This is a genomic window from Klebsiella sp. Ech2A (genome assembly GCF_030078455.1).
GTDB classification, from domain to species: domain Bacteria; phylum Pseudomonadota; class Gammaproteobacteria; order Enterobacterales; family Enterobacteriaceae; genus Klebsiella; species Klebsiella terrigena.
Genome location: NZ_JAQGFU010000005.1, coordinates 17,204 through 43,268, shown reverse-complemented (window position 1 = coordinate 43,268; position 26,065 = coordinate 17,204). Strand labels below are relative to the sequence as shown.

At 58.4% G+C, this 26,065-nt stretch carries 27 protein-coding genes; 15 read left to right on the top strand and 12 right to left on the bottom strand.

Translation table 11 applies throughout. The annotated features are described in order from the left end of the window. Positions 1-9 precede the first annotated feature (9 nt). From cysE to PFH44_RS02495, 5 genes are all read right to left on the bottom strand, one after another. Positions 10-831 (bottom strand): serine O-acetyltransferase, encoded by an 822-nt coding sequence (gene cysE / locus PFH44_RS02515; protein WP_041143199.1) that lies wholly within the window; start codon positions 829-831, stop codon positions 10-12. 80 nt (positions 832-911) lie between these two features. Next, positions 912-1,928 carry an NAD(P)H-dependent glycerol-3-phosphate dehydrogenase gene (gene gpsA / locus PFH44_RS02510; protein ID WP_045853857.1) on the bottom strand — a complete coding sequence of 339 codons (1,017 nt, stop codon included), beginning with the start codon at positions 1,926-1,928 and terminating at the stop codon, positions 912-914. After that, positions 1,928-2,395: a protein-export chaperone SecB gene (gene secB, locus PFH44_RS02505; protein ID WP_041143201.1), complete on the bottom strand. Its 468-nt coding sequence runs from the start codon at positions 2,393-2,395 to the stop codon at positions 1,928-1,930. The genes gpsA and secB overlap by 1 nt, the downstream gene beginning before the upstream one ends. 58 nt (positions 2,396-2,453) lie before the next feature. Further along, a complete protein-coding gene (gene grxC / locus PFH44_RS02500; RefSeq protein WP_041143202.1) occupies positions 2,454-2,705 on the bottom strand; it encodes a glutaredoxin 3 in 252 nt (83 codons plus the stop codon). A gap of 109 nt (positions 2,706-2,814) precedes the next feature. Then, positions 2,815-3,246 (bottom strand): rhodanese-like domain-containing protein, encoded by a 432-nt coding sequence (locus PFH44_RS02495; protein WP_076946268.1) that lies wholly within the window; start codon positions 3,244-3,246, stop codon positions 2,815-2,817. 245 nt (positions 3,247-3,491) lie between these two features. On the opposite strand from PFH44_RS02495, the gene gpmM reads away from it, so the two are divergent. From gpmM to PFH44_RS02480, 3 genes are read left to right on the top strand one after another with little or no spacing between them, the layout of a single operon-like run. Continuing rightward, positions 3,492-5,036 carry a 2,3-bisphosphoglycerate-independent phosphoglycerate mutase gene (gpmM, locus tag PFH44_RS02490; RefSeq protein WP_045853855.1) on the top strand — a complete coding sequence of 515 codons (1,545 nt, stop codon included), beginning with the start codon at positions 3,492-3,494 and terminating at the stop codon, positions 5,034-5,036. A 9-nt stretch (positions 5,037-5,045) separates the two neighbouring features. Continuing rightward, positions 5,046-6,317, top strand: coding sequence for a murein hydrolase activator EnvC (envC, locus tag PFH44_RS02485; protein ID WP_159236609.1), 1,272 nt, complete (start codon positions 5,046-5,048; stop codon positions 6,315-6,317). Between the two features lie 3 nt (positions 6,318-6,320). Next, a complete protein-coding gene (locus PFH44_RS02480) occupies positions 6,321-7,250 on the top strand; it encodes a divergent polysaccharide deacetylase family protein (protein WP_283824206.1) in 930 nt (309 codons plus the stop codon). Between the two features lie 42 nt (positions 7,251-7,292). Here PFH44_RS02480 and PFH44_RS02475 read toward each other — a convergent pair whose 3' ends face one another. From PFH44_RS02475 to kbl, 3 genes are all read right to left on the bottom strand, one after another. Then, on the bottom strand, positions 7,293-8,045 hold the full coding sequence (locus PFH44_RS02475; RefSeq protein ID WP_463671531.1) for a glycosyltransferase family 2 protein: 753 nt from the start codon (positions 8,043-8,045) through the stop codon (positions 7,293-7,295). A gap of 196 nt (positions 8,046-8,241) precedes the next feature. Further along, positions 8,242-9,267 carry an L-threonine 3-dehydrogenase gene (tdh, locus tag PFH44_RS02470; protein WP_041143208.1) on the bottom strand — a complete coding sequence of 342 codons (1,026 nt, stop codon included), beginning with the start codon at positions 9,265-9,267 and terminating at the stop codon, positions 8,242-8,244. A gap of 9 nt (positions 9,268-9,276) precedes the next feature. Beyond that, entirely contained in the window at positions 9,277-10,470 is a 1,194-nt protein-coding gene (gene kbl / locus PFH44_RS02465; protein WP_283824205.1) for a glycine C-acetyltransferase, read from the bottom strand. A 213-nt stretch (positions 10,471-10,683) separates the two neighbouring features. On the opposite strand from kbl, the gene rfaD reads away from it, so the two are divergent. The 5 genes from rfaD (at position 10,684) to PFH44_RS02440 (ending at position 15,821) form a co-directional block, all read left to right on the top strand. After that, positions 10,684-11,649 (top strand): ADP-glyceromanno-heptose 6-epimerase, encoded by a 966-nt coding sequence (gene rfaD, locus PFH44_RS02460; RefSeq protein WP_283824204.1) that lies wholly within the window; start codon positions 10,684-10,686, stop codon positions 11,647-11,649. A gap of 83 nt (positions 11,650-11,732) precedes the next feature. Continuing rightward, positions 11,733-12,791, top strand: coding sequence for an ADP-heptose--LPS heptosyltransferase RfaF (rfaF, locus tag PFH44_RS02455; RefSeq protein WP_283824203.1), 1,059 nt, complete (start codon positions 11,733-11,735; stop codon positions 12,789-12,791). A 3-nt stretch (positions 12,792-12,794) separates the two neighbouring features. Beyond that, positions 12,795-13,766 (top strand): lipopolysaccharide heptosyltransferase RfaC, encoded by a 972-nt coding sequence (gene rfaC / locus PFH44_RS02450; protein ID WP_283824202.1) that lies wholly within the window; start codon positions 12,795-12,797, stop codon positions 13,764-13,766. Further along, complete coding sequence (locus PFH44_RS02445) at positions 13,766-14,674, top strand: sugar glycosyltransferase (RefSeq protein ID WP_283824201.1); 909 nt, start codon at positions 13,766-13,768, stop codon at positions 14,672-14,674. The genes rfaC and PFH44_RS02445 overlap by 1 nt, the downstream gene beginning before the upstream one ends. After that, positions 14,652-15,821, top strand: a complete 1,170-nt coding sequence (locus tag PFH44_RS02440) for an O-antigen ligase family protein (protein ID WP_283824200.1) — start codon at positions 14,652-14,654, stop codon at positions 15,819-15,821. Before PFH44_RS02445 ends, PFH44_RS02440 begins: the two co-directional genes overlap by 23 nt. Before the next feature lie 24 nt (positions 15,822-15,845). Here the strand turns inward: PFH44_RS02440 and PFH44_RS02435 are convergent, their stop codons facing one another. Both PFH44_RS02435 and PFH44_RS02430 read right to left on the bottom strand, forming a co-directional pair. Next, positions 15,846-16,928: a glycosyltransferase family 9 protein gene (locus PFH44_RS02435; RefSeq protein ID WP_283824199.1), complete on the bottom strand. Its 1,083-nt coding sequence runs from the start codon at positions 16,926-16,928 to the stop codon at positions 15,846-15,848. A 21-nt stretch (positions 16,929-16,949) separates the two neighbouring features. Then, on the bottom strand, positions 16,950-17,912 hold the full coding sequence (locus PFH44_RS02430; RefSeq protein ID WP_283824198.1) for a polysaccharide deacetylase family protein: 963 nt from the start codon (positions 17,910-17,912) through the stop codon (positions 16,950-16,952). Between the two features lie 111 nt (positions 17,913-18,023). On the opposite strand from PFH44_RS02430, the gene rfaQ reads away from it, so the two are divergent. From rfaQ to coaD, 7 genes are all read left to right on the top strand, one after another. Next, entirely contained in the window at positions 18,024-19,100 is a 1,077-nt protein-coding gene (gene rfaQ / locus PFH44_RS02425; protein ID WP_283824197.1) for a putative lipopolysaccharide heptosyltransferase III, read from the top strand. Then, a complete protein-coding gene (locus PFH44_RS02420; protein WP_283824196.1) occupies positions 19,097-20,224 on the top strand; it encodes a glycosyltransferase family 4 protein in 1,128 nt (375 codons plus the stop codon). Before rfaQ ends, PFH44_RS02420 begins: the two co-directional genes overlap by 4 nt. Before the next feature lie 2 nt (positions 20,225-20,226). Next, positions 20,227-21,321, top strand: coding sequence for a glycosyltransferase (locus PFH44_RS02415; RefSeq protein ID WP_283824195.1), 1,095 nt, complete (start codon positions 20,227-20,229; stop codon positions 21,319-21,321). 30 nt (positions 21,322-21,351) lie between these two features. Next, a complete protein-coding gene (locus PFH44_RS02410; RefSeq protein WP_041143220.1) occupies positions 21,352-22,341 on the top strand; it encodes a glycosyltransferase in 990 nt (329 codons plus the stop codon). Between the two features lie 91 nt (positions 22,342-22,432). Beyond that, positions 22,433-23,707: a lipid IV(A) 3-deoxy-D-manno-octulosonic acid transferase gene (gene waaA, locus PFH44_RS02405; RefSeq protein WP_045853840.1), complete on the top strand. Its 1,275-nt coding sequence runs from the start codon at positions 22,433-22,435 to the stop codon at positions 23,705-23,707. Next, positions 23,707-24,477: a glycosyltransferase family 2 protein gene (locus PFH44_RS02400; protein ID WP_283824194.1), complete on the top strand. Its 771-nt coding sequence runs from the start codon at positions 23,707-23,709 to the stop codon at positions 24,475-24,477. The genes waaA and PFH44_RS02400 overlap by 1 nt, the downstream gene beginning before the upstream one ends. A gap of 2 nt (positions 24,478-24,479) precedes the next feature. Then, a complete protein-coding gene (coaD, locus tag PFH44_RS02395; RefSeq protein WP_283824193.1) occupies positions 24,480-24,956 on the top strand; it encodes a pantetheine-phosphate adenylyltransferase in 477 nt (158 codons plus the stop codon). A gap of 24 nt (positions 24,957-24,980) precedes the next feature. Here the strand turns inward: coaD and mutM are convergent, their stop codons facing one another. Beyond that, positions 24,981-25,790: a bifunctional DNA-formamidopyrimidine glycosylase/DNA-(apurinic or apyrimidinic site) lyase gene (gene mutM, locus PFH44_RS02390; protein WP_283824192.1), complete on the bottom strand. Its 810-nt coding sequence runs from the start codon at positions 25,788-25,790 to the stop codon at positions 24,981-24,983. Positions 25,791-25,887: 97 nt separating this feature from the next. Further along, entirely contained in the window at positions 25,888-26,055 is a 168-nt protein-coding gene (gene rpmG, locus PFH44_RS02385; protein ID WP_003024094.1) for a 50S ribosomal protein L33, read from the bottom strand. Positions 26,056-26,065: the final 10 nt, after the last annotated feature.

Sequence of the window (26,065 nt, the reverse complement as noted above, 5' to 3'; positions counted from 1 at the left end):
TGCTCGGCGCTAGATCCCGTCGCCGTACTCAAACGTATGGTGGATGCCGTTAAAGTGCTGATCCATATCCATCGCCGGCTTATCGCTCTCCGGCTTGCCGACGATGCGCGCCGGAACGCCGGCGGCGGTGGTATGCGGCGGAACGGGCTGCAGCACCACGGAACCGGCGCCGATTTTAGCCCCGCGTCCCACTTCGATATTGCCGAGGATCTTGGCTCCGGCGCCAATCATCACGCCTTCGCGGATTTTCGGATGGCGATCGCCGCTGGTTTTACCGGTACCGCCGAGGGTGACGGATTGCAGAATTGAGACGTCGTTCTCGATCACCGCCGTTTCGCCAACCACAATGCCGGTGGCGTGGTCGAGCATGATCCCACGGCCAATATTCGCCGCGGGGTGGATATCGACCTGGAAGGAGACGGAAACCTGGTTTTGCAGGAAAATGGCCAGCGCACGCCGGCCCTGATTCCACAGCCAGTGCCCGATGCGGTAGGCCTGCAGCGCGTGAAATCCTTTGAGGTACAGCAGCGGCGTGGAGTATTTATCGACCGCCGGGTCGCGGGTACGCACGGCCTGAATATCACAGGCGGCGGCGGCGATCATTTCCGGGTCGGCGGCATAGGCCTCTTCCACCACTTCACGAATCGCGATGGCGGGCATAATCGGCGAGGCCAGCTTGTTAGCCAGCATATAGCTCAGGGCGCTGCCGAGGTTTTCGTGCTTAAGCAGCGTGGCGTGGTAGAAACTGGCAAGCATCGGCTCACAGTCAGCTAAAGCCCGGGCTTCGGCTTTAATATTATTCCAGACGATATCCAGTTCTTCACACGGCATTGCTGACTCCAGGCGATAGCATAATGACCGGCCAGTTCTATGCTGACCGGGTCATCGAGGTGACAAAGGTTCCTTTAAGGCTAATTGCTGCGCTCGTCCTTGCGTGCGCGACCTAATAGGGTCAATGCTGCCTCGCGCGCAATTTTTCCGCAATACAATACCTGATAAATTTCCTCGGTTATTGGCATTTCGACACCTAAACGCTGTGCCAGAACGCGAACTTCCTTGGTATTGCGGTAGCCTTCAACCACCTGACCAATCTTATCCTGCGCGCTTTGTACATCCATGCCCTCACCGAGCATCATGCCGAAGCGGCGGTTACGCGACTGGTTGTCGGTACAGGTCAGGACCAAATCGCCCAGGCCCGCCATCCCCATAAAGGTTTCCGGATCGGCGCCCAGCGCCGCGCCCAGGCGGGACATCTCGACCAGACCACGGGTAATCAGCGCGGTACGCGCATTGGCGCCAAAGCCGATACCGTCGGACATCCCGGCGCCAATGGCGATAACGTTTTTCACCGCGCCGCCAAGCTGGACGCCAATAAAGTCCGGATTGATATAGACGCGGAAGCTTTTACCGCAGTGCAGCAGGTGCTGGAGATCGTCGGCAAACTGCGGATCCGTCGCGGCCAGGGAGATGGCCGTCGGCAGCCCTGCGGCCAGCTCTTTCGCAAAGGTCGGGCCGGAGATCACCGCCAGCGGAATATCTTCCCCCAGCGCTTCCCGCGCGACGTCCTGCAGCAGGCGGCCGGTTTCAGCTTCGAGACCTTTGGTCGCCCACACCAGGCGCGCGTCGGCGCGCATCAGCGGCTTAATCTGGCGCAGAACCTGACCGAAGACGTGGCTTGGAACGACAACCAGGATATCGCGGCTGGCGGCCAGGGCGGTCGACAGGTCGCTCTCCAGATGCAGCGTATCGGGGAAGGGAACGTCGGGAAGAAAAGCGGCGTTGCAGCGATCGTTTTGCAGCGTCGCGATGTGCTTAGGGTCATGACCCCAAAGCACAACGTGATGGCCATTTCTTGCCAGGGTGATGGCAAGAGCGGTGCCGTAAGAGCCGGCACCGATCACAGTCATTGCAGCATTAAGTTCGTTCATCAGGCATCCTGATGCTGTTCGGCACCTTCGCCAGCCTGCTGCTGCAGATAGTTCATGAACAGCGCATCGAAGTTCACTGGCGCAAGGTTCAGTTGCGGGAAGGTACCGCGAGAAACCAGGCTGGTAATGCACTCACGCGCATACGGGAACAGGATGTTCGGGCAGTATGCACCGAGGCAATGCGCCATCTGGTTGCCGTCAATGCCTTCGATGGAGAAAATACCGCCCTGCTGTACTTCACACAGGAATGCGGTTTCTTCGCCCAGCGCGGCGGTTACGGTCACGCGCAGCACCACTTCATAGACGCCTTCAGCCAGCTGGCTGGAAGCGGTATCCAGATCAAGTTTAACTTCCGGCTGCCAATCTTTCTGGAAAACTTGCGGAGCATTCGGCGCTTCGAAGGAGATATCCTTGGTATAAATACGCTGGATCTGGAAAGTCATTTCGGTGCTGTTTTGTTCTGACATAGTAAAACCCTTTCGTGTTGTCCTTAAATACGCCTACCCGGCCTGGGTGGACGCAAAATTAGCGCAGCAGGGGATCAAGTCCACCACGTGAATCAAGCGCATACAAGTCGTCACAGCCGCCAATGTGCTGTTCATCAATAAAAATCTGCGGAACCGTCGTCCGACCGCTGCGTTGGATCATCTCTTCACGCTTCGTCGCGTTGCCATCGATCGGCAGCTCGTTGAACGTCACGCCTTTGCTGTTCAGCAGTGCTTTAGCACGCACGCAGAACGGGCAGGTCGCTTTGGTATAGATATCAATATTGGCCATGACTTCACTCCTGTTTTTACCCTGAGGATTTTAGGCCGCAGGCAAGGCGCTCCCCCAGCGGCTAGCCGCAAGGAGGGAACCCTGCTACGTCATAAAGGCGTGGGGTAAATTATTTGCCGCGTACCAGTGGAAGGTTTTCACCACTCCAGCCGGCAATGCCTTCTTTCAGTACAAAGACCTTCTCGAATCCGGCTTTATTCAGCGCGCTCGCTGGGTCTTGCGCCTGCATACCGGAACCGTCTACCACTATAATGGGTTGTGCTTTGTGCTTTTCCAACTCACCCACGTTATTTGCCTTGATATCGCTCGGCAGCAGGTTGAGGGAGCCGGCAATGTGGCCTTTACGGAAATCGTCACGCTGACGCAGGTCGACAACGACCGCATCTTCTTTGTTGATCAGACGCGTCGCTTCACCGCGGGTAATGACTTTAATTTTCGACGTCAGCCCTTTAAAGGTGGTGAACAGCACCGCACCCAGCAGCGCGATCCACGCGATGCTCAGGACGGGGTGACGGCCGACGAATTGCATAATTTCTTGCATGGGGGGTTACAACTCCCGACTAAGTGATAAAAAAACCAGGCAAGGAGTATACCTGTGCATTGCGGCAAATACAGCCAGTGAGCGCGATGTAATGCATTTTCTGCGGCACGCCGCGAAAAAAATTCCCCCTTGCCGCTCCCCTGCGGCCTGGCCGCTCCCTTTCTTTGATCTTTCACGGTGATTTGATCGATTCAGCTGTAGTAAAATTACGCAAATTTTCTGTCTTTGAGCATGAGGTTGTCGCAATGTCGGTTTCTAAAAAACCTATGGTACTGGTCATTCTGGATGGCTATGGCTACCGTGAAGAGCAGCAGGATAACGCTATTTATAGCGCAAAAACCCCCGTTATGGACGCGCTGTGGGCGAAACGTCCTCATCTGCTGATTGATGCTTCAGGCCTCGAAGTGGGCCTGCCGGATCGCCAGATGGGCAACTCCGAAGTGGGCCACGTTAACCTTGGCGCCGGTCGTATCGTTTACCAGGACCTGACCCGTCTCGATGTTGAAATCAAAGAGCGGACGTTCTTTGCTAACCCGGTCCTGACCGCGGCGGTAGACAAAGCGGCGGCGGCGGGCAAAGCGGTTCACATCATGGGCCTGATGTCTCCCGGCGGCGTTCACAGCCACGAAGACCACATCATGGCGATGGTTGAGCTGGCAGCGGAGCGCGGCGCGGAAAAAATCTACCTGCACGCGTTCCTCGACGGCCGCGATACTCCGCCGCGCAGCGCGGAAAGCACGCTGGCGAAGTTCGAAGAAAAATTTGCCGCCCTCGGTAAAGGCCGCGTGGCCTCGATTATCGGCCGCTACTACGCGATGGACCGCGACAACCGCTGGGATCGCGTCGAGCAGGCGTATAACCTGATGACCCTGGCGCAGGGCGAGTTCCAGGCCGATAGCGCTGTTGCCGGCCTGCAGGCCGCCTACGCCCGTGATGAAAACGACGAATTCGTCAAAGCCACGGTCATTCGCGCCGCCGGCCAGGCCGATGCGGCAATGGAAGACGGCGATGCGCTGATTTTCATGAACTTCCGCGCCGACCGCGCCCGTGAAATCACCCGCGCCTTCGTCAACGCCGATTTCGACGGCTTTGCGCGTAAGAAAGCGGTTAAGCTCGATTTCGTGATGCTGACCGAATACGCCGCGGATATCAAAGTCGCCTGCGCCTACCCGCCGGCTTCGCTGGAAAACACCTTCGGCGAGTGGATGGCGAAAAACGATAAGACGCAGCTGCGTATCTCCGAAACGGAAAAATACGCGCACGTCACCTTCTTCTTTAACGGCGGCGTCGAAGAGCCGTTTAAAGGCGAAGCGCGTATTTTGATCAACTCCCCGAAAGTCGCGACCTACGATCTGCAGCCGGAAATGAGCTCCGCCGAGCTGACTGAAAAACTGGTTGCGGCCATCAAAGGCGGCGAGTACGACACCATTATCTGCAACTATCCAAACGGCGATATGGTCGGCCATACCGGGGTCATGGAAGCGGCGATTAAAGCCGTTGAAACGCTGGATAACTGTGTCAATCAGGTGGTTAACGCGGTCGAAGCCGTCGGCGGCCAGCTGCTGATCACCGCCGATCACGGCAACGCTGAGCAGATGCGCGACCCTTCTACCGGACAGGCCCACACGGCCCACACCAACCTGCCGGTACCGCTGATCTACGTCGGTGATAAAACCGTGAAAGCGGCCGCAGATGGCAAACTTTCCGATATCGCGCCGACCATGCTGTCGCTGATGGGAATGGAAATCCCGCAAGAGATGACTGGCAAGGCGCTGTTCATCGTGGAATAATCCTTCCCCATGAGGGGAAAGGCGACTTATTCAAATACATGGATCGCAACCACGGTGCGATCCGTTCTTTACGCCAGCGCGTTCAGCGCTGGCGTATTGCTGTGCGCCGTACCTGCCCACGCGGACGATCGCGATCAGCTAAAATCCATTCAGGCCGATATTGCCGCTAAACAGCGTGCGATACAGCAGCAGCAGCAGCAGCGCTCTTCCCTGCTCGCTCAGCTAAAGACCCAGGAAGAAGCCATCTCCGCCGCCGCCCGCAAGCTGCGTGAAACCCAGGCTACCCTGACCCAGCTGAACAAGCAGATTGACGAGATGAACGCCTCTATCGCCAAACTGGAGCGCCAGCGCGCCTCGCAGGAGCGCAACCTCTCCGCCCAGCTGGACGCCGCGTTTCGTCAGGGGCCGCACACCGGCATGCAGATGATCCTCAGCGGCGAGGAAGGCCAGCGCAACCAGCGTATCCAGGCCTACTACGGCTATCTCAACCAGGCCCGCCAGGAGACCATCGCGCAGCTGAAGCAAACGCGTGAAGAGGTCACCGCGCAAAAGGCCGAGCTGGAAGAGAAGCAGAGCCAGCAGCAAACGCTGGTCTACGAGCAGCGCGCGCAGCAGGCCAAGCTTGAGCAGGCGCGTAACGAGCGTAAAAAGACGCTTTCAGGCCTCGAATCCTCCATTCAGCAGGGGCAACAGCAGCTGGGCGAAATGCGGGCCAACGAATCGCGTCTGCGCGGTCGCGTTGCCCAGGCAGAAGCGGCGGCTAAGGCTCGCGCGGAGCGCGAAGCCCGCGAGGCGCAGGCGGTCCGCGATCGCCAGCAGGATGCATCCCGCAAAGGCACCACCTACAAACCATCGGAAAGCGAACGTTCGCTGATGTCCCGTACCGGCGGACTGGGTTCGCCGCGCGGCCAGGCCTACTGGCCGGTTCGCGGCACGCTGCTTCACCGCTATGGCGAACAGCTGCAAGGTGAACTACGTTGGAAGGGGATGGTTATCGCCGCGTCTGAAGGCACCGAGGTTAAAGCGATAGCCGATGGCCGGGTGATCCTCGCCGACTGGCTGCAGGGCTACGGCCTGGTGGTGGTCGTTGAGCACGGTAAAGGCGATATGAGCCTCTACGGCTATAATCAAAGCGCGCTGGTCAGCGTCGGGACTCAGGTCCGGGCGGGCCAGGCGATTGCCCTCGTCGGCAGCAGCGGCGGTCAAGGCCGTCCGTCGCTCTATTTCGAAATTCGTCGCCAGGGTCAGGCGGTCAATCCACAGCCGTGGTTGGGAAGATAAGTTTTGCTTCAATTTCGCAGAATTGCACTCGCGGTAGCCGGTACGCTGGCTTTCGCAGCGCCAGCTTTGGCTGGCAAACTCTCCATTGTTATTGACGACTTTGGCTATCGTCCACAGACGGAAAATCAGGTGCTGGCGCTGCCGGCCACGATCTCCGTCGCCGTATTACCCAATGCCCCGCACGCCCGTGAAATGGCGACCAAAGCGCACGGCCTCGGCCATGAGGTGCTCATTCACCTGCCGATGGCGCCGCTCAGCAAACAGCCGCTGGAAAAAGACACCCTGCGCCCGGATATGAGCAGCGCGGAGATCGAGCGCATCATCCGTGAAGCCTATGGCAAAGTGCCGTACGCCGTGGGTCTGAACAACCACATGGGCAGCGCGATGACCTCCAGCCTGTTCGGGATGCAGAAGGTGATGCAGGCGCTGGAGCGCTACAATCTCTACTTCCTCGATAGCGTGACCATCGGCAATACTCAGGCGATGCGCGCCGCGCAGGGTACCGGGGTGAAGGTGATTAAGCGCAAGGTGTTCCTCGACGATACGCAGAATGAAGCGGATATCCGCGTCCAGTTCAACCGGGCGATCGCCCTGGCGCGGCGTAACGGTTCGGCGATTGCTATCGGCCACCCGCATCCCACCACGGTGCGCGTGCTGCAGCAGATGGTCTATAGCCTGCCGTCGGACATTACCCTCGTGCGCCCGAGCAGCCTGCTCAACGAGCCGCAGGTGGATACCTCCACGCCAAATACCGCGCCGCCAACGAAGCCGCGTAATCCGTTCCGCGGCGTGAAGTACTGCAAGCCGAAGCGTCCGCTGGAGCCGGTGAACGCCAGCCGGTTCTTTAGCATCCTCAGCGAAAGCATTAGCCAGAGCGCGCTGGTGCAGTATTACCAGCTGAAGTGGCAGGGCTGGGATACGCCGACAAACTAGAGAATGCGGGAACCCGGGCGCTTTTCCGCCGCGGGCTCCCGTTTATTCCCCCCCGGCATACCAGGCTTTAAAATATTTCAGGAAGCTGTAGAAGGTGGCGTACAGCCCGGTCACCAGCCCCACCTTTCCGCTACGCCACGCCCCGCTGAACAGATACCACTTAAAAAACGCGCCCGTCGCGCTGATAACGCCGCGGGCCAGCGACGGCCTGATCTTCTGGTGCTTCACCAGCCGGGTGGTATAGCTATTGAGCTTATGAAAGACTTCATGCAGCGAGTAGAAGGTATCGTGGCGCACGCGGCCGGGCAGCCTGATTGAACGGCCGTAGCCGACGACGCGATCGTCCACCGGGCGATCGTTAAAGGCCGCCACGGTGCGGTTGAACAAGCGGACCGGGTAATCAGGCGATGAAACGGGGTAAATGGTTCTGACCGCCTCCCCCAGCACATACCAGTAGCGCGGCAGACGCCACGCGCAGTCAGGATCGATCTCCTCCCCGGCTTTGAGCCTTAGAATGGCGGCCACCGCCTCGGCATCGAGGATTTCGTCACTGTCCATACACAGCACCCAGTCATGGCTGGCCAGCGCCGTGGCGTAGTTCATCTGCGCTCCGTGGGCGGTATAGGCGTGGTGATGAACCTGCAATCCGAACTGCCGGCAGATATCCAGCGTCGCATCCGTGCTGCCTGAATCAACGACGATACACTCATCCGCCACCTGTAATAGCGGCGGCAAAACCTCTCTCAGCAGGCGGGCGGAGTCATAGGTTAGCAGGCAGACGGTGAGTTTAGGCATAGCGTTTGTAAGGTTAAAACAGGGGTAAACAAACTGTATAAACGACCTGGCAAAAAATCGATTTAGAAATAGTGCTTTTACGATGAAGTACGCTTGAAATGTTATCCACATCCCAATAAAAAAAGCGCCCGCAGGCGCTCAGAATATGCGTTAGCAAAACGGGTATTCGTCTGCTAACGCGGCGGACAACGGACGTTTAATCCCAGCTCAGAATCACTTTACCCGACTGGCCGGAGCGCATCGCGTCAAAGCCCTGCTGGAAATCATCAATGCCGAAGCGGTGGGTGATGATCGGCGACAGGTCTAAACCGGACTGGATCAGCGCCGCCATCTTGTACCAGGTTTCAAACATCTCACGACCGTAAATCCCTTTAATGAACAGCCCCTTAAAGATGACTTTGGTCCAGTCGATGGACATATCGGATGGCGGAATACCGAGCATCGCAATACGGCCGCCGTGGTTCATGGTGTCCAGCATGGTGCGAAACGCCGGCGGCGCGCCGGACATCTCCAGACCCACGTCGAACCCTTCGGTCATGCCCAGCTCGGCCATCACGTCGGCAAGGCTCTCCTGCGCAACGTTAACCGCGCGGGTGACGCCCATCTTACGCGCCAGGCCCAGACGGTATTCGTTGACGTCGGTGATCACCACGTTGCGCGCGCCGACGTGCTTAGCGACCGCCGCCGCCATGATGCCAATCGGGCCGGCGCCGGAAACCAGCACATCTTCGCCGACGAGGTCGAAGGAGAGCGCGGTGTGGACGGCGTTGCCAAAGGGGTCAAAAATCGACGCCAGATCGTCAGAAATGTTGTCAGGAATTTTGAAGGCATTGAAGGCTGGGATCACCAGATACTCGGCAAAACAGCCGGGACGGTTCACGCCAACCCCAATGGTGTTGCGGCACAGGTGAGTACGCCCGGCGCGACAGTTACGACAGTGGCCGCAGGTAATATGACCTTCGCCGGACACGCGATCGCCCAGCTTAAAGCCACGAACTTCCTGACCGATACCCACGACTTCACCGACGTATTCGTGCCCTACCACCATCGGTACCGGGATGGTCTTCTGCGACCACTCGTCCCAGTTATAGATGTGTACGTCGGTACCGCAAATTGCGGTCTTACGGATTTTAATCAGCAGATCGTTGTGGCCGACTTCCGGTTCCGGTACGTCGGTCATCCAGATGCCTTCTTCCGCTTTCAGTTTGGATAACGCTTTCATCTCACACCCTCAGGCAATGACGCCCAGTTGTTTGCCGATGCGGGTAAAGGCTCCCACCGCACGTTCAATTTGTTCAGGGGTATGCGCCGCAGACATCTGGGTGCGAATACGCGCCTGGCCTTTTGGTACCACCGGATAGAAGAATCCGGTGACGTAAATACCTTCTTTCTGCAGCTCGCGGGCAAAATTCTGCGCCACGGTCGCTTCGCCGAGCATCACCGGAATGATGGCGTGATCGGCACCCGCCAGGGTGAAGCCCGCGGCGGTCATTTTTTCGCGGAACAGGCGCGCGTTGGACCACAGACGATCGCGCAGCTCGCCGCCGGACTCCACCATCTCCAGCACTTTGATGGAGGCGGCAACGATTGCCGGAGCCAGCGAGTTGGAGAACAGATACGGGCGCGAGCGCTGGCGCAGCCACTCGACCACCTCTTTGCGCGCCGCGGTATAGCCGCCGGACGCGCCGCCCAGCGCCTTACCGAGGGTACCAGTAATGATATCCACCCGGCCCATCACCTCGCAGTACTCGTGGGAGCCGCGGCCGTTTTCACCGACAAAGCCGACGGCGTGGGAGTCGTCGACCATGACCAGCGCGTCGTATTTATCCGCGAGGTCGCAGACGCCTTTCAGGTTGGCAATCACGCCGTCCATGGAGAACACGCCGTCGGTGGCGATCAGCACATGCCGCGCGCCGGCCTCACGCGCCTCTTTCAGCCGCGCCTCCAGCTCCTGCATGTCGTTGTTGGCGTAGCGGAAGCGCTTCGCTTTACACAGGCGCACGCCGTCGATGATCGACGCGTGGTTCAGGGCATCGGAGATAATGGCGTCTTCCGCGCCCAGCAGGGTTTCGAACAGGCCGCCGTTGGCGTCAAAGCAGGAGGAGTAGAGAATCGCATCTTCCATACCGAGGAACGCGGCCAGCTTCTTCTCAAGCGCTTTGTGGCTGTCCTGGGTCCCGCAAATAAAGCGCACGGAGGCCATGCCAAAGCCGTGACTGTCCATACCGGCTTTCGCCGCGGCAATCAGCTCCGGGTGGTTGGCGAGGCCGAGATAGTTATTGGCGCAGAAGTTAATCACGCTGTTGCCGCCGACGGTGATATCCGCCTGCTGCGCCGATGTGATAATGCGTTCTTCTTTAAACAGCCCCTCCGCGCGAGCGGTATCCAGGCTATTGGTTAACTGTTGATAAAAATCACCACGCATTGCAACTCTCCAGATTCGGCAAAATTTGGCACATATTACCCAAAGCTATACGCTGATACGAGATGATGCATGCCTGAATGAATTATTTGCAGCATAAATCACGCTCGCCCGGCACCTTTTTTGCGAAGGGCTGAAGCCTTTCTCATGTGGTGATATGATAGAAGCATTCATGTCCGGATTATCTCTGGACTCCATACTTCAAAGGTTACTGTTATGATCATCGTTACCGGCGGCGCAGGGTTTATCGGCAGCAATATCGTCAAGGCTCTGAATGACAAAGGCATTACCGACATTTTGGTCGTAGATAATCTGAAAGATGGCACCAAGTTTGTGAACCTGGTTGACCTGAACATCGCTGATTACATGGATAAAGAAGACTTCCTGATCCAGGTGATGGCGGGCGAAGAGTTCGGCGACGAAATTGAAGCGGTGTTCCATGAAGGCGCCTGCTCCTCCACCACGGAGTGGGACGGCAAGTACATGATGGACAACAACTATCAGTACTCCAAAGAGCTGCTTCACTACTGCCTGGAGCGCGAAATCCCGTTCCTGTACGCCTCTTCCGCAGCCACCTACGGCGGCCGTACCAGCAACTTTATCGAATCCCGCGAATACGAGCAGCCGCTCAACGTCTACGGCTACTCCAAGTTCCTGTTTGACGAATACGTACGCCAGATCCTGCCGGAAGTTGACTCGCAGATCGTCGGCTTCCGCTATTTCAACGTCTACGGGCCGCGCGAAGGCCACAAAGGCAGCATGGCAAGCGTGGCGTTCCACCTCAATACCCAGCTGAATAATGGCGAAAGTCCGAAACTGTTCGAAGGCAGCGATAGCTTCAAGCGCGACTTCGTCTACGTCGGCGACGTGGCGGCGGTCAACCTGTGGTTCTGGGAAAACGGCGCGTCCGGTATTTTCAATCTCGGCACCGGCCGGGCAGAGTCCTTCCAGGCGGTAGCCGATGCCACCCTGGCGTACCACCAGAAGGGCAGCATCGAATACATCCCGTTCCCGGACAAGCTGAAGGGCCGCTACCAGGCATTTACCCAGGCAGACCTCACTAACCTGCGCGCGGCGGGTTATGACAAACCGTTCAAGACCGTCGCCGAAGGCGTAACGGAATATATGGCCTGGCTCAACCGCGACGGCGATACAAATTCACAAAATCATTCAGGCAGCTAAGTGAATCTCCGGGAGCTTGCAACAGCAAGTGACCGGAGTGAACGCAGGTAGCCAACGCAGAGACCGTTTGAAGGATAAAGTGAATGAAAATACTGGTGATTGGCCCGTCATGGGTGGGCGACATGATGATGTCGCAAAGCCTCTATCGCACGCTCAAGGCGCGCTATCCCCAGGCAATCATCGACGTGATGGCGCCCGCGTGGTGCCGTCCGCTGCTGTCACGGATGCCGGAAGTCAACGAGGCGATTCCCATGCCGCTCGGCCACGGCGCGCTGGAGATCGGCGAACGGCGCAAGCTTGGGCACAGCCTGCGCGAGCGCCGCTACGATCGCGCCTACGTGCTGCCAAACTCGTTTAAATCGGCGCTGGTTCCCTTCTTCGCCAACATCCCGCACCGCACCGGCTGGCGCGGTGAGATGCGCTACGGCCTGCTGAACGACGCCAGAACGCTGGATAAAGACGCGTGGCCGCTGATGGTTGAGCGCTACGTAGCCTTAGCCTACGACAAAGGCGTGATGCGCGGCGCGAAAGATCTGCCGCAGCCGCTGCTCTGGCCGCAGCTGCTGGTGCATGAAGGGGAGAAATCGCAGGTCTGCAACGCCTTCAGTATTTCTGCCCATCGCCCCATTATCGGCTTCTGCCCCGGGGCCGAGTTCGGTCCAGCCAAGCGCTGGCCGCACTACCACTACGCCGAACTGGCCAAACGGCTGATCGATGACGGCTATCAGGTGCTGCTTTTCGGTTCGGCCAAGGACCATGAAGCGGGCAACGATATTCTGGCCGCACTCAGCACCCAGCAGCAGGCATGGTGCCGTAACCTGGCCGGTGAAACCCAGCTTGAACAGGCGGTGGTGCTGATTGCCGCCTGCACGGCGGTTGTCAGCAACGACTCCGGCCTGATGCACGTTGCCGCCGCGCTCAACCGCCCGCTGGTCGCGCTGTATGGCCCAAGCAGCCCCGACTTTACGCCGCCGCTGTCGCATAAGGCGCGGACGATCCGCCTGATAAGCGGCTACCATAAGGTGCGTAAAGGAGATGCGGCAGAAGGCTATCATCAGAGCCTGATCGATATTACGCCGCAGCGCGTCCTGGAGGAGCTGAATCAGCTGCTGCAGAACGAAACCGAAAAAGAGGAAGCCTAGCGGATGCGGGTACTGATCGTTAAAACCTCGTCCATGGGCGACGTCCTGCACTCGCTGCCCGCGCTGACCGACGCCGCGCAGGCCTTCCCCGGGATTCGCTTCGACTGGGTGGTCGAGGAGGGCTTCGCCCAGATCCCCTCCTGGCATCAAAACGTTGACCGCGTGATTCCGGTGGCCATTCGCCGCTGGCGCAAGGCCTGGTTTTCCGCACCGGTTAAGGCCGAGCGTCAAGCCTTCCGTCAGGCGCTGCGGGCGGAGAAGTACGACGCGATCATTGACGCCCAGGGGCTGGTGAAAAGCGCGGCGCTGGTGACCCGACTGGCGCACGGCGTGAAGCACGGCATGGACTGGCAGACGGCCCGCGAGCCGCTGGCAAGCCTGTTCTATAACCGCCGCCACCACATTGCTAAGCAGCAGCACGCCGTTGAGCGCACCCGCGAGCTGTTTGCCAAAAGCCTCGGCTACGCCAGGCCAGAATCCCAGGGCGACTACGCGATTGCCCGCCACTTTCTGCGTCAGGAAGAGGCCGGTGCCGCGCCCTATCTGGTCTTCCTGCACGCCACCACCCGCAATGATAAGCACTGGCCGGAAGAGAACTGGCGGACGCTTATCACGCTGCTCGCCGACAGCGGCCTGCGGATTAAGCTGCCGTGGGGCGCCCCGCACGAAGAGACGCGGGCCAAACGGCTGGCGCAGGGACATGATTTTGTCGAGGTGCTGCCGCGCATGAGCCTGGAGCAGGTCGCCCAGGTGCTGGCCGGTGCCCGCGGCGTGGTCTCCGTCGATACCGGCCTGAGTCATTTAACCGCCGCGCTCGATAAGCCCAACTTTACCCTCTACGGCCCGACCGATCCGGGTCTTATCGGCGGCTATGGGCAAAACCAGTACGTCGTGCGCCCGGAAAGCGGCGCCAGCACGGGGGATATTAGCGCCTCACGGGTTCTGCAGCTGTTGACCTCCCAGGGAGTGGCCTGATGGGCTCCTTGTTTAAGCAAATCTATCGCTACACGCATCCGCGTGCCTTTCGCCATAATGAAAACCTGTGGCCGTGGGCAAAGATAACCCGCGCGCCCGGCGGTGAAATCCGCAGCCTGCAGTACAAAGGAAAAACGGTCCCGCTGGTCGATCTCGGCGAGATGAAGGACAGCATGCACGGCGAAGTGCTGCTGACCGCAACCGGCCCCTCCACCCGCAGCATCGATTTTTCGCTGCTGCCGAAAAGCATTCCGGTTATGGGGGTTAACGGCGCGTGGCACCTCTCTGACAGGATTAAATTTTCTATCTATACCATCGTCGATATGGAGTTTTACGATAGAAAACCGGACATCATCCGCGCCGTCATCAGCCAGCCCGATCTCGTGCTCTTTACCACCCTGCACGGTATCGCAAAAATCCTCGACCGCCACGGCGAAGCGCTGCGCTGCCGTTTGGCGTTAATTGAAGATGCCTGTTATAAAATTTATCGCCCTAAAGTCGCGAAAAACCAGGTCCGTCAGGCCTGGCAAGCGGTCGAGGCGATACGCTTTCACCCTCAGCGCGAGGATATTTGCTTTAGTACCGATATCCGGCACGGCATTTTTGATGCCGGAACCGTTGTCTACTGGGCGCTACAAATTCTGATGTGGTTGGGGTTCAAAACGATTCTAATAAGCGGACTGGATATGACTAATTTCAACCAGCCGCGATTCTACGAAACGGATCGGGATAAACTCCCTTCCTGGCTGGAAAATAAGGTGGATGACCTGGTCATGCCGTCCTTTTCGCACGCTGCTAACGTGCTGCAACAAAACCATATCCGGGTCGTCAACTTCTCCTTAGAAAGCGCGGTTCCGGAAACGATTTTCGAAAAGGTTTCTTTTGATGAGTACTTTAAAAATCAGTAACTACGCCAGGCAGGGTTACACAGTTGTCTTTCCTTTGTTTCTGTTTTTCAGCGCAATTTTTTGTATATCGACCCGGACAAACAACCTTCTTCATCTCTCTATTTTGCTGTTTCTGCTGTCGCTGCTTAATAAAGACCATCGCCAGCAGCTGGCGGATAAAACGCGCCAGCAGTGGTCGATTTATGCGCTGCTGCTGATATTCTTCGTCTACTATGCGCTGAGCAACATTTGGGGCCAGACGCCGCAGCATATCGACTCGCCCCTGACCCACGGGACCTATTTGCTGTTCTACCTGCTGCTGCTGACGACCCTGCTCGGCTCCCCGCAGACCCGACGCCTGGCGCTGATGAGCGTGGTTGCCGGTATCACGGTCATTTCCATCTGGACCATGGTCATCGACCATACCCTGGTCCTGACCGAACGCGCGGTGTCACCGGGCAACCCCGGGCCAACCAACGTTATCGACCTCGCGGGCTATTGCGGCGTCGGCATTCTCATCTGCGCCATGCTGCTCAAAGAAAAAGGCAGCCACCTCCTGTACGTGCCGATGGCCATCATGCTGGTCATGATGGTTCTGACCCAAAGCCGGGGCCCGATTATCGCCCTGCTGGTGGCCTTTTTCTGCACCCTGCACCTGCATGTCTTTACGCGCCGCAACGTGCTGATCGTCGTTGCACTAGCGGTAATTTTAGGCCTGCTCTTCTTCTTCACGCCGGTGGGTGACCTGCTGCTGGCGCGCTTTGAAGAGCTCGGGACGCAGAGCGGGCTGCGCATCAGCATCTGGCGCCACACCCTCGAAGAGGTCTCCAGCCAGCCGTGGTTGGGACGCGGTTTTGACTACGACCTCGACTTTACCAACTACAGCGGCGAGCATATCACCACCACCCATAGCGTCTATCTCGGCTCGCTGCTGAAAGGCGGCATTATTGGCCTGCTACTGCTGCTTGCGGTCATTGCCGGCGGGTTTGGGCGGGCTTGGAGTAAACGGCGGGAGGATAGCCGCTACGGGCTGGCGATTTTCGGCTACGCGCTGATTTTTATGGCCTCACAGGGGATGTTTATCATCAGCAATCCCCGGGAAACCTGGCCCCTGTTCTGGCTGCCGCTGGGCATTGCGCTGAGCAGCAGCCTGAAGATAAAGCGCTAAAAAAAGGCCCTGACGGGGCCTTTTTTACGCCTGTCCGGCGGAAGCCGCCAGGCTATCCGCCTGCACTTTGATAACCGGCCAGATGGCATCAATCGTCATATCGGCAACGTTGACCTCTTCGCAGACGACCTGTCTGGCCTTGTCGTAGCCCGGCGCCCAGATGGTGTATCCCGGCAGTCCGGTGTCTTTGAGTTTGCGCTTGTTGTAGACCGCCACCATCGGCTTATCGAACGCCCTGGCGATATGGACGATCGCGGTATCCGCGGTGATAACAAGATCGCAGCAGCGAATCACCTCTACCGCTGAATTGATATTGCTATCAGGGAGATACAGCGCCGTATCCAGGTTTAGCTGGCGAATTTTTTCGCCATGCCCAACCATCACCACGCTCACTTTGTAAGGCAGGGCGTGCAGCCGCTCAATCAGATCCGCGACCTGGCGGCGGCAAAAGTCCTTATCGACTGAGGCGGTGAAGGGGTTTATGGCGATACAAATTTCGCGGCCCTTTTCCTGCGCCAGTAAATGCTTCACTCTCTGCCGCTCGGCGGCATCGCCGGGGAGATGATAGTGGTAATGCTCGTTGACGATGCCAAATAGCCTGGCCACCTCTTTATAGCGGGCAGAAATATGGCGCTGGCTGTCGAAAAAGGCAATTGACTGATCGTAAAGCTTATATTCGTCTTTATTAAAACCGATATTGCAGCGGGCGCCTAAATCCGCGAGTAATTTAAAACGCTCGTAGGTTTTCACGTCATCAAAATCAACCACGACGTCAAACCCTGCCGCGCGTAATTCATCCAGCGCCATCCGGGGTTGATATAAATAAACCCGCTCCAGGAAGTCTGCGCCGGCCAGCATTTGCCGGCATATCGGCCCGGTAAGCACGGAAACCTGATAGCCATGCTCGGACAGCAGCTTTGCGCAGCCGGTGGTCACCACCATATCGCCGACCTTGTCGTCCAGGCGTAAAAATAAAACGCGCTGAATCTGCGCAGGATTAAACGGCTGACGCTCGCGCTTATTTCTGTAACGGTAGTTAATTAAATTAAATTTAATTTCGCGAAAGAAAGCGTTTTTCTTCCGCGTCAGCTGTTTAAAAATACCCATACGATCCCTGCTTATGGCTTTTTAGCGCGATGCCTGTTTGTGTTGATAGTACTCCGCCAGGGTCATCCCTTTGACCTGCGGCGCCAGCCAGCTGAAGAAGCTTTCGAGGTCCGTATACAAACGCTCGATATCCTGCTCGTTTTTAAACGTCGGGCTGCCGCCGGGCATGTACTCAGAAGAGTGGAGCATATATTCAACGTAGTCATTACCCTGAGTCAACGTCTGTTCGACGACCTTTTTCATCGTCTCAACGTTACCGCCCATCGGCCGCAGCCAGTGAACCGACGGCGAGCGCACCTTGCCGCGCAGACGGTCATAGCCCTGCTTAATGCCGTTCATCAGGGCGCTGTGTTTGTACTGGATGCTCATCGGCACCTCCAGCAGCGAAGAGCGCCCTTCCCGGCTGATATCGTTCTCGTCGAGGAAGTAGGCGTGCTGCGGGAAGCGGCGATAATCAGTGCCGCCATCGCCCTGCGGAGCGCCTTTCGCCGTTTTCCAGTTAACCCGGGGCGTCACCGAGCAGTCGACCTGATAGCCATGCTCCACCAGCAGGCGCGCATAGCGCTCATCAAACGCCCAGCGCCCGGCGCGATGGCTGACCATCTTGGTCTGGAAGGTCTCTTCCAGCAGACGCGTCATGTAAGCGACTTTTTCACGCATCGCCGCATCGCCGTATTCGATAAGATAGGGCTTATATCGCCAGTCATCGGCGGTCAGCGGGTCGGTCGGCGGACTGTTCCAGGCATGCAGGTGCATGCCGATTTCGCCGGTGCCGCGGGCAATCACATCTTTAGCGAATTCAATATAGAATGGATCTATCGCCATCTCGTAGTTGGTTAAATAGACCGGTTTAAAACCATACTTTTCGCAAAGCTGCTGAAAACGCGGTAAATAACGCGCATTCTCAGTGGTGATGCTGTCATGTTTTTGCCAGAGGTTATCACCCTCGGTATCAATCGTGATGAGAAATGCGGGATTGTGCACGAAAACGTCCTCAGACCATACGTATCGGGTCATGGTAGAGCAAGACAACGCTTCTCTCAATCTATCTGATCCCCTAGAATCGGAACCCTGATACTGAATGAAGAACAGAGAATGACGCCTGAAACCCGCTCTCCCGGTGCCGTGAACCCGGCGCGCATCCTGGTCATCAAGCTCCGCCATCACGGCGATATGCTGCTGATCACGCCGCTCGTTCACGCCCTCAAACGGCAGTATCCCGCGGCCAGCGTTGATGTGCTGCTTTATGAAGAGACCCGGGATATGCTCGCGGCGAACGCGGATGTTAACCAGATTTACGCGATTGACCGCCGCTGGAAAAAGCAGGGAACCGGCCATCAGCTCAAAATGGAGCTGCGGCTGATCCGCACGCTTCGCCAGCAGCGCTACGACATGGTGCTCAACCTTGCCGATCAGTGGCCAAGCGCCATTATTACCCGCTTAACCGGCGCCGCCACGCGCATCGGCTTTGATTTCCCGAAACGCCGCCATCCGGCCTGGCGCTTCTGCCATACCGCCCTGGCCTCCACCCGGGAGCATCAAAGCCTGCATACGGTGGAGCAGAACCTCTCCATTCTGGCCCCCCTCGGGCTGACCGTTAACGACGCTCCGGCGCGCATGGGCTACAGCGAACAGGACTGGGAGAGCAGCCGCGCGCTGCTGCCGGCGGGGTTCGAAGGTAACTATATCGTCATTCAACCCACCTCCCGCTGGTTCTTTAAATGCTGGCGGGAAGAGCGGATGAGCGCGCTGATTAACGCGCTGTCGGCGGCGGGGCATGCCGTGGTGCTAACCTCGGGGCCCGACGCGAAAGAGAAGCGCATGGTAGAGACCATTATCGCCGGCTGCCCGGACGCCCGCCTGCACTCTCTTGCCGGCCAGCTGACCCTGCGCCAGCTGGCGGCCGTCATCGGCCACGCTCGCTTATTTGTCGGCGTTGATTCCGTACCCATGCATATGGCTGCCGCCCTCGGCACGCCGCTGGTGGCGCTGTTCGGCCCGTCAAAGCTGACCTTCTGGAGCCCGTGGCAGGCGAAGGGCGAAGTCATCTGGGCCGGAGACTTTGGCCCTCTGCCCGACCCTGACGACATTGATACCGGTACGGAAGAGCGCTATCTCGATTTAATTCCCGCCGACGCGGTTATTGCGGCGGCCAAAAAGGTGCTGGCATGAGCAAATTCAGGCTCGCCCTGGTGCGGCAGAAATATCGCCCCGACGGCGGCGCGGAGCGTTTCGTTTCCCGCGCGCTGGAGGCCCTCGATAGCAGTAATCTTGAGCTGAACGTCATTACGCGCGAATGGCAGGGGCCGGTGAAGCCCGAGTGGAATATCCGCATCTGCAACCCGCGAAAATGGGGACGCATCAGCCGAGAACGCGGCTTTGCCGACGCCGCGCGCCGGCTGTGGCAGGCCGAAAACTTCGACCTGGTTCAGAGCCATGAGCGCATCCCGGGCTGCGATCTGTATCGCGCCGGCGACGGCGTCCATCGCCGCTGGCTGGAGCAGCGCTCGCGCATCCTGCCCGGCTGGAAAAGCCGCCTGCTGTTTGCCGATCGCTACCACCGCTACGTCATGCGGGCCGAACGCGAGATGTATCACGACCCGCACCTGCGCGGGGTCATCTGCAACGCGGAGATGATTAAACAGGAAATTATTGCAGACTTCGGCCTGCCGGCGGAGAAGATCCGCGTTATCTACAACGCGATTGATAACCAGCGCTTCCTGCCACCGACGGAAGAGGCCTTTACCGCGCTGCGTGACCAATGGAACCTACCGCGCCAGGCAACCTGCCTGATCTACGTGGGCTCCGGCTTTGAACGCAAGGGGCTGGAGGCGGCGATCCGCGCCATCGCCCCCACCGATCGCTATCTGCTGGTGGTGGGCAAGGATAAAGACCAGAGCCGCTATCAGGCGCTGGCTAAAACGCTGAACTGCGGGGAGCGGGTACGCTTCTTCGGCATGCAGTCAGAAACTCTACCCTTCTACCAGATGGCCGACGGGCTGCTGCTGCCCACGCTGTACGATCCGTTCCCGAACGTTATCCTTGAAGCGATGGCCTGCGGTCTGCCGGTGATTACCACCACCGGCTGCGGCGGATCGGAGTTTATTATTCAGGGCAGCAACGGTTTCGTTTGCGACGCGCTGGATATTTCGGCGCTGCAGCAGGCGGTGGCCGCGCTCCCCGCCCGCGCCTTAGGTTCAGCGGAAGGCATCCGGGCGCGCGAACGCATTATGACCTGCACCAGCGAGCGGCTCTCAGGGCAGCTGCTCTCTTTCTATCAGGACCTGGTAAAATAGCTATGCGCATACTGTTTGTCATCGACGGCCTGCCCGGCGGCGGAGCGGAAAAAGTGGTGCTCACGCTGGCGGAACATTTTTTGCGCCAGGGAGAGCGCGTCTCGCTGTTTTCACTGCGCGACGTTTGCGACTACCCCCTGCCGGAAGGGCTGGATTACCGGGTGATTAGCGACCGCTGTCGAAAGCCGTGGCGCAAGCTGACCGAGCTGTCGCGCCGCGCGGGCCAGCTTGATGCGGCCATCGCCGAATCTGAACAGCAGGGCAGCTTCGATCTGGTGCTCTCCAATCTGCATAAAACCGACCGCATCGTCGCCCGCAGCCGCGCGCTCGCGCAGCGTAACGTCTGGTTCTGCCTGCACGGCGTCTTCTCTACCTCGTATCTTGGCCACCGTACCGGCTTCGATCGCTGGATGAAGCAGCAGAAAATCAGGCGCGTCTATCAGGGACGCAACGTGGTGGCCGTCTCCGATGCGGTCGGCGAGGATCTGGTCAGCCAGTTCGCCATTCGCCCGGCGCAGCTGAAAACGATTTATAATCCGTTCGATATCGCCGCCCTGCGGGCCGGCGCGGAGCTACCGGGCGAGCAGCCTGCCGGGGACTATATTATCCACGTCGGGCGTTTTCACCCCGGCAAGCGCCACGATCGGCTGATTGAGGCCTATGCCCAAAGCGGTATCCAGGCGCCGCTGGTGCTGCTGGGACAGGGCAAGCCGGAGCAGGAACAGCGCCTGCGCCAGCTGGCAGAGCGGCTGCAGGTCGGCGATCGCGTGCTGTTTAAAGGCTTCCATAAAAACCCGCTGCCGTGGATTAAACACGCCAGGATGCTGGTGCTCAGCTCGGATAGCGAAGGCTTTGGCAACGTTATCGTCGAAGCGCTGCTGCTGAACACGCCGGTTGCCAGCACCCGCTGTCCGGGAGGCGTGACGGAGATCCTTACCGGCGAATTAGCCCGCGGCCTCGCCGATCTCAACGGCCCGGCGCTGGCTCAGACGATGCAAAGCATTTACCATAACCCGCCTGTCATCGAACAATCCGCGCTGGAAAAGTTCAGCGTCGATACGATTTGTCAGCAGTACCGCCAGCTGCGCCGCGCCTGACGCCGTTATTTAACCAGGATCGAACGATTTATGAGTCAAACGCCTTTACTGAGCATCGTGGCCGCCGTCTACAACGGCGAAAAATTCCTTGCCCAGTTCTTTGAATGCCTTGAGCAACAGCAGCTGGAAAGCTATGAACTGATCCTGGTGAACGACGGCTCGACGGACGGCAGCCTCGCGGTTATCGATGCGTGGAAAGCGCGGCTACAAAACGTGAGGGTGCTGGAGCAGGAAAACCAGGGCGTCTCGGTCGCGCGCAACACCGGGCTGGCGGTTGCCAGCGGTAAATACCTCGCCTTCCCGGATATCGACGATAAGCTCTATCCCGGCATGTACCGCACGCTGCTGGCGATGGCGGAGCAGGGCAATCTCGATATCGCCACCTGCAACGGCCGCTACGTCTACGAGAGCAAAAATGATATCCATCCGATCCTTCCTCCGGATCGGCTGCCGTCTACCGGCGTGCTGCCGGGCCACGTGTGGCTAAAGCAGGCGCTGGATTCGCGTAAGTTCCTGCACGTGACCTGGCTGAACATCTATCGCCGCGAATTTATCATGCAGCATCGTTTTCACTTTGAGCCGGGCCTGCGCCATCAGGATATTCCCTGGACCACCGAGGCGCTGCTGGCGGCCGAGCGCGTGCAGTACACCAGCGAGCAGTTTTACGATTACTATATCCATTCAGAATCGGTATCGCACAAGCCGGATAACGACGACACGCTGATGCGCTCTGCCCGCCACTACATGAAGATTCTGGAGATGCTCGACGCCATTAACCAACGCTATCCGGATAAGGTGCGCCATATTTCCGCCTGCCGCTGGCAGATTGCGAAAGAGGGACTGGGAATCATTCATACCTTCGATAGCATGAAAGATGAATCAAAAAAGCATATTATCATTAAAGAGTTCTTCGACCGCGGCATCTGGCACCTGATCTGGAAAAATGCCAGAACGTTCCGCTTACGCTGGCGCCTTGGACGGCGCTACCTGCGTATTAAGCGCTATCGCAACGCGGCCTGACGCTGAATCCCTTTGTTTCCGCCAAAGGGATAGCTTTACATGGGCTAAATGCTTAGAATTTGCCCGCTAAAACATAAAACGGATAAATCGCTTGGAATTGCTTTATACCACCCTACTCTATCTTATTCAGCCGCTGGTCTGGCTGCGACTGCTGCTGCGCAGCCGTAAGGCACCCGCCTACCGCAAACGCTGGGCTGAACGTTATGGCTTTTGTCAGAACAAGGTAGCGCCGGATGGGATTCTGCTGCATTCCGTTTCCGTGGGTGAGACGCTTGCTGCCATCCCGCTGGTACGCGCCCTGCGCCACCGTTATCCTTATCTGCCGATCACCGTCACCACCATGACGCCGACCGGCTCCGAGCGCGCGATGTCCGCATTCGGCAAAGACGTTCACCACGTCTACCTGCCTTACGACCTCCCCTGCGCGATGAACCGCTTCCTCAACACCGTTCAGCCGAAGCTGGTTATCGTGATGGAAACCGAGCTGTGGCCGAATATGGTCGCCGCTTTGCACAAGCGTAAAATTCCGCTGGTTATCGCTAACGCCCGCCTCTCCGAGCGCTCGGCGAAGGGCTATGCCAAACTGGGCAAGTTTATGCGCCGCCTGCTGAGCCGGATTACGCTTATCGCCGCGCAGAATGAAGAAGACGCCAGCCGCTTTATCGCCCTCGGGCTGAAGCGCAACCAGCTGGCGGTCACCGGCAGCCTGAAGTTTGATATTTCCGTTACGCCGGAGCTGGCCGCACGCGCCATCACCCTGCGCCGCCAGTGGGCGCCGCACCGCCAGGTGTGGATCGCCACCAGCACCCACGACGGCGAAGAGCAAATCGTTCTGCAGGCGCATAAAAAGCTGCTGGAAACCTTCCCTGACCTGCTGCTGATCCTCGTCCCTCGCCACCCTGAACGCTTCAGCGACGCGCGGGAGATGGTGCAGAAAGCGGGTATGAGCTTTACCCTGCGCAGCACCGGCGAAATCCCGTCCAATAGCACCCAGGTGGTGATTGGCGATACCATGGGCGAGCTGATGCTGCTGTACGGCATTGCCGATCTTGCCTTTGTCGGCGGCAGCCTGGTCGAGCGCGGCGGTCATAACCCGCTGGAGCCGGCGGCGCACGCCATCCCGGTCCTGATGGGCCCGCACACCTTCAACTTCAAAGATATTTGCGCCAAGCTGCAGCAGGATGATGGTCTGATCACCGTGACCGACCTCAATTCACTGGTCACCCAGGTTTCTAACCTGCTGACCGACGAAGATTACCGCCTGTGGTACGGCCGTCACGCGGTAGAAGTCCTGCATCAAAACCAGGGCGCGCTCTCCCGTCTGCTACAGTTACTGCAACCCTACCTGCCGCAGCGGAGCCACTAATGTCGATCCGACTGTCCGTCGTGATGATCGCCAAAAACGCGGCGGATCTGCTGCCGGACTGTCTGGCGTCGGTAGGCTGGGCCGATGAGATAGTGCTGCTGGATTCCGGCAGCAGCGACGGCACCGTCGAGCTGGCCCGCAGCCTGGGCGCTCAGGTCTACATCAACACCGACTGGCAGGGTTACGGCGTTCAGCGCCAGCGCGCCCAGGATTATGCCACCGGCGACTATGTGCTGATGATTGATACCGACGAGCGCGTCACCCCGGAGCTGGCGGATTCCCTGCGCCAGGCGCTGGCGGCGCCAAAAGAGGGCGCGATCTACAGCATTGCCCGGCGCAACTATTTCCTTGGCCGCTTTATGCGCCACAGCGGCTGGTATCCCGATCGCGTGATGCGCCTGTACCCGCGCCTTGGTTATCGCTATAACAATAATCTGGTACACGAATCCCTCGACGCCAAAGGCGCACAGATTATCGAACTGACCGGCGACCTGCTGCATCTGACCTGCCGCGACTTCTCCGGCTTTCAGCAAAAGCAGCTGGCCTACGCCACCGCCTGGGCGCAGGAGCGTCACCAGAAGGGGAAAAAAACCTCGCTGCTGAGTATCTTCGGCCATACGCTGGGGGCATTTGTGAAAACGCTGCTGCTGCGCGGCGGCGTGCTGGATGGTAAACAGGGCTGGCTGCTCGCCGTGGTCAACGCGCAGTATACGTTTAATAAATACACCGAGCTGTGGGCGCTGAGCCGCGGCTACTCGGAGAGAGTGTAATTATGAGCACAAAAGCGATTTATCCGGGTACCTTCGACCCTATCACCAACGGTCATATCGATATCGTCACCCGCGCGGCCAGCATGTTTGACAAAGTGCTGCTGGCGATTGCCGCCAGCCCGAGCAAAAAGCCGATGTTCAGCCTCGACGAACGCATTGTGCTGGCGCAGCAGTCAACCGCGCACCTGGTCAACGTTGAGGTCATTGGCTTTAGTGATTTGATGGCCAATTTCGCCCGCGCGCAGCAGGCCAACATTTTGATTCGCGGCCTGCGGGCGGTGGCGGATTTCGAATACGAGATGCAGCTGGCGCATATGAACCGCCATCTGATGCCGACCCTCGAAAGCGTCTTCCTGATGCCGTGCAAAGAGTGGTCGTTTATCTCCTCATCGCTGGTCAAGGAGGTCGCGCGCCATCAGGGCGACGTATCCCATTTCCTGCCGGCTAACGTGCACCAGGCGCTGCTGAAAAAGCTCTAATCTTTGCGCTTTCGGGGCGATGCCCTACTTCTGACACTGGCGACAATAAAACGTCGCCCGCTGGGCGTGCTTGCTGGCGATAATCGGCGTACCGCAGGTACGACAGGGCTCGCCTTTGCGTCCGTATACCTGCAGCTCCTGGGCAAAATAGCCCGGCTTACCGTCGCTTTGCAGGAAATCCTTCAGCGTGGTGCCGCCCTGTTCAATCGAGCGTAGCAGTACGGCTTTAATCACCTTCACCAGCCGCTCGCACTCTTCATGCGATAGCGACGATGCCAGCCGATCCGGATGGATCCCGGCGGAAAACAGCGATTCGCTGGCGTAGATATTTCCGACCCCCACCACCAGCTTGTTATCCATTAGCCAGGGCTTAATGGCGGTTTTCTTTTTCGCGCACCTCAGCTGCAGGTAGGCGGCGTTGAAATCGTCGCTCAGCGGCTCTGGCCCGAGATGCGCCAGTGCAGAATGCCCTTCCAGCTCTTTGGTCCAGAGCCAGGCGCCAAAGCGTCGAGGGTCGGTATAGCGCAGCACCTTGCCGTTGCTCATCACCAGGTCGACATGGTCATGCTTCTCTGCGGGCAGCTCTTCGCTCAGAATGCGCAGGCTACCTGACATGCCGAGGTGAATGATAATCCAGCCGCCCGGCAGCTCCAGCAGCAGATATTTAGCGCGTCGACGCACGCTGAGCACCGGCACGTCGCTCAGACGGTAGATCTCTTCAGAAACCGGCCAGCGCAGGCGTCCATTGCGGATAGCGGCGTGCAGAATAGTAGCGCCAACCAGATGCGGTTCAATCCCGCGTCGGCTGGTTTCCACCTCAGGTAGTTCAGGCATAGCGTCTCCGGCTGTATTGCAGATGTCTTTATTATGGGGATGGCCAGAAAACAAAAAACCCCGCCAGAGCGGGGTTTTTTTTACATCGAATCTAAAATTATTTGATTTTAGCTTCTTTGTATAAAACGTGCTGACGGACAACTGGATCGAACTTTTTCAGTTCCAGTTTTTCCGGCTTAGTACGCTTGTTCTTCGTGGTGGTATAGAAGTGACCAGTACCAGCAGAAGAAACCAGCTTGATTTTCTCACGAATACCTTTAGCCATGATTTATTTC

Bases quoted from the DNA above. Each gene is read 5' to 3' on its own strand.
- rpmG (WP_003024094.1), bottom strand. From the start codon at position 26,055: ATGGCTAAAGGTATTCGTGAGAAAATCAAGCTGGTTTCTTCTGCTGGT.
- PFH44_RS02475 (WP_463671531.1), bottom strand. From the start codon at position 8,045: ATGCCTAAACTCACCGTCTGCCTGCTAACCTATGACTCCGCCCGCCTG.
- PFH44_RS02420 (WP_283824196.1), top strand. From the start codon at position 19,097: ATGAGCAAATTCAGGCTCGCCCTGGTGCGGCAGAAATATCGCCCCGAC.
- PFH44_RS02415 (WP_283824195.1), top strand. From the start codon at position 20,227: ATGCGCATACTGTTTGTCATCGACGGCCTGCCCGGCGGCGGAGCGGAA.
- PFH44_RS02400 (WP_283824194.1), top strand. From the start codon at position 23,707: ATGTCGATCCGACTGTCCGTCGTGATGATCGCCAAAAACGCGGCGGAT.
- PFH44_RS02495 (WP_076946268.1), bottom strand. From the start codon at position 3,246: ATGCAAGAAATTATGCAATTCGTCGGCCGTCACCCCGTCCTGAGCATC.
- grxC (WP_041143202.1), bottom strand. From the start codon at position 2,705: ATGGCCAATATTGATATCTATACCAAAGCGACCTGCCCGTTCTGCGTG.
- kbl (WP_283824205.1), bottom strand. From the start codon at position 10,470: ATGCGTGGTGATTTTTATCAACAGTTAACCAATAGCCTGGATACCGCT.
- PFH44_RS02410 (WP_041143220.1), top strand. From the start codon at position 21,352: ATGAGTCAAACGCCTTTACTGAGCATCGTGGCCGCCGTCTACAACGGC.
- cysE (WP_041143199.1), bottom strand. From the start codon at position 831: ATGCCGTGTGAAGAACTGGATATCGTCTGGAATAATATTAAAGCCGAA.
- gpmM (WP_045853855.1), top strand. From the start codon at position 3,492: ATGTCGGTTTCTAAAAAACCTATGGTACTGGTCATTCTGGATGGCTAT.
- secB (WP_041143201.1), bottom strand. From the start codon at position 2,395: ATGTCAGAACAAAACAGCACCGAAATGACTTTCCAGATCCAGCGTATT.
- tdh (WP_041143208.1), bottom strand. From the start codon at position 9,267: ATGAAAGCGTTATCCAAACTGAAAGCGGAAGAAGGCATCTGGATGACC.
- mutM (WP_283824192.1), bottom strand. From the start codon at position 25,790: ATGCCTGAACTACCTGAGGTGGAAACCAGCCGACGCGGGATTGAACCG.
- envC (WP_159236609.1), top strand. From the start codon at position 5,046: ATGAGGGGAAAGGCGACTTATTCAAATACATGGATCGCAACCACGGTG.
- rfaD (WP_283824204.1), top strand. From the start codon at position 10,684: ATGATCATCGTTACCGGCGGCGCAGGGTTTATCGGCAGCAATATCGTC.
- PFH44_RS02440 (WP_283824200.1), top strand. From the start codon at position 14,652: ATGAGTACTTTAAAAATCAGTAACTACGCCAGGCAGGGTTACACAGTT.
- rfaC (WP_283824202.1), top strand. From the start codon at position 12,795: ATGCGGGTACTGATCGTTAAAACCTCGTCCATGGGCGACGTCCTGCAC.
- rfaQ (WP_283824197.1), top strand. From the start codon at position 18,024: ATGACGCCTGAAACCCGCTCTCCCGGTGCCGTGAACCCGGCGCGCATC.
- coaD (WP_283824193.1), top strand. From the start codon at position 24,480: ATGAGCACAAAAGCGATTTATCCGGGTACCTTCGACCCTATCACCAAC.
- rfaF (WP_283824203.1), top strand. From the start codon at position 11,733: ATGAAAATACTGGTGATTGGCCCGTCATGGGTGGGCGACATGATGATG.
- PFH44_RS02445 (WP_283824201.1), top strand. From the start codon at position 13,766: ATGGGCTCCTTGTTTAAGCAAATCTATCGCTACACGCATCCGCGTGCC.
- gpsA (WP_045853857.1), bottom strand. From the start codon at position 1,928: ATGAACGAACTTAATGCTGCAATGACTGTGATCGGTGCCGGCTCTTAC.
- PFH44_RS02435 (WP_283824199.1), bottom strand. From the start codon at position 16,928: ATGGGTATTTTTAAACAGCTGACGCGGAAGAAAAACGCTTTCTTTCGC.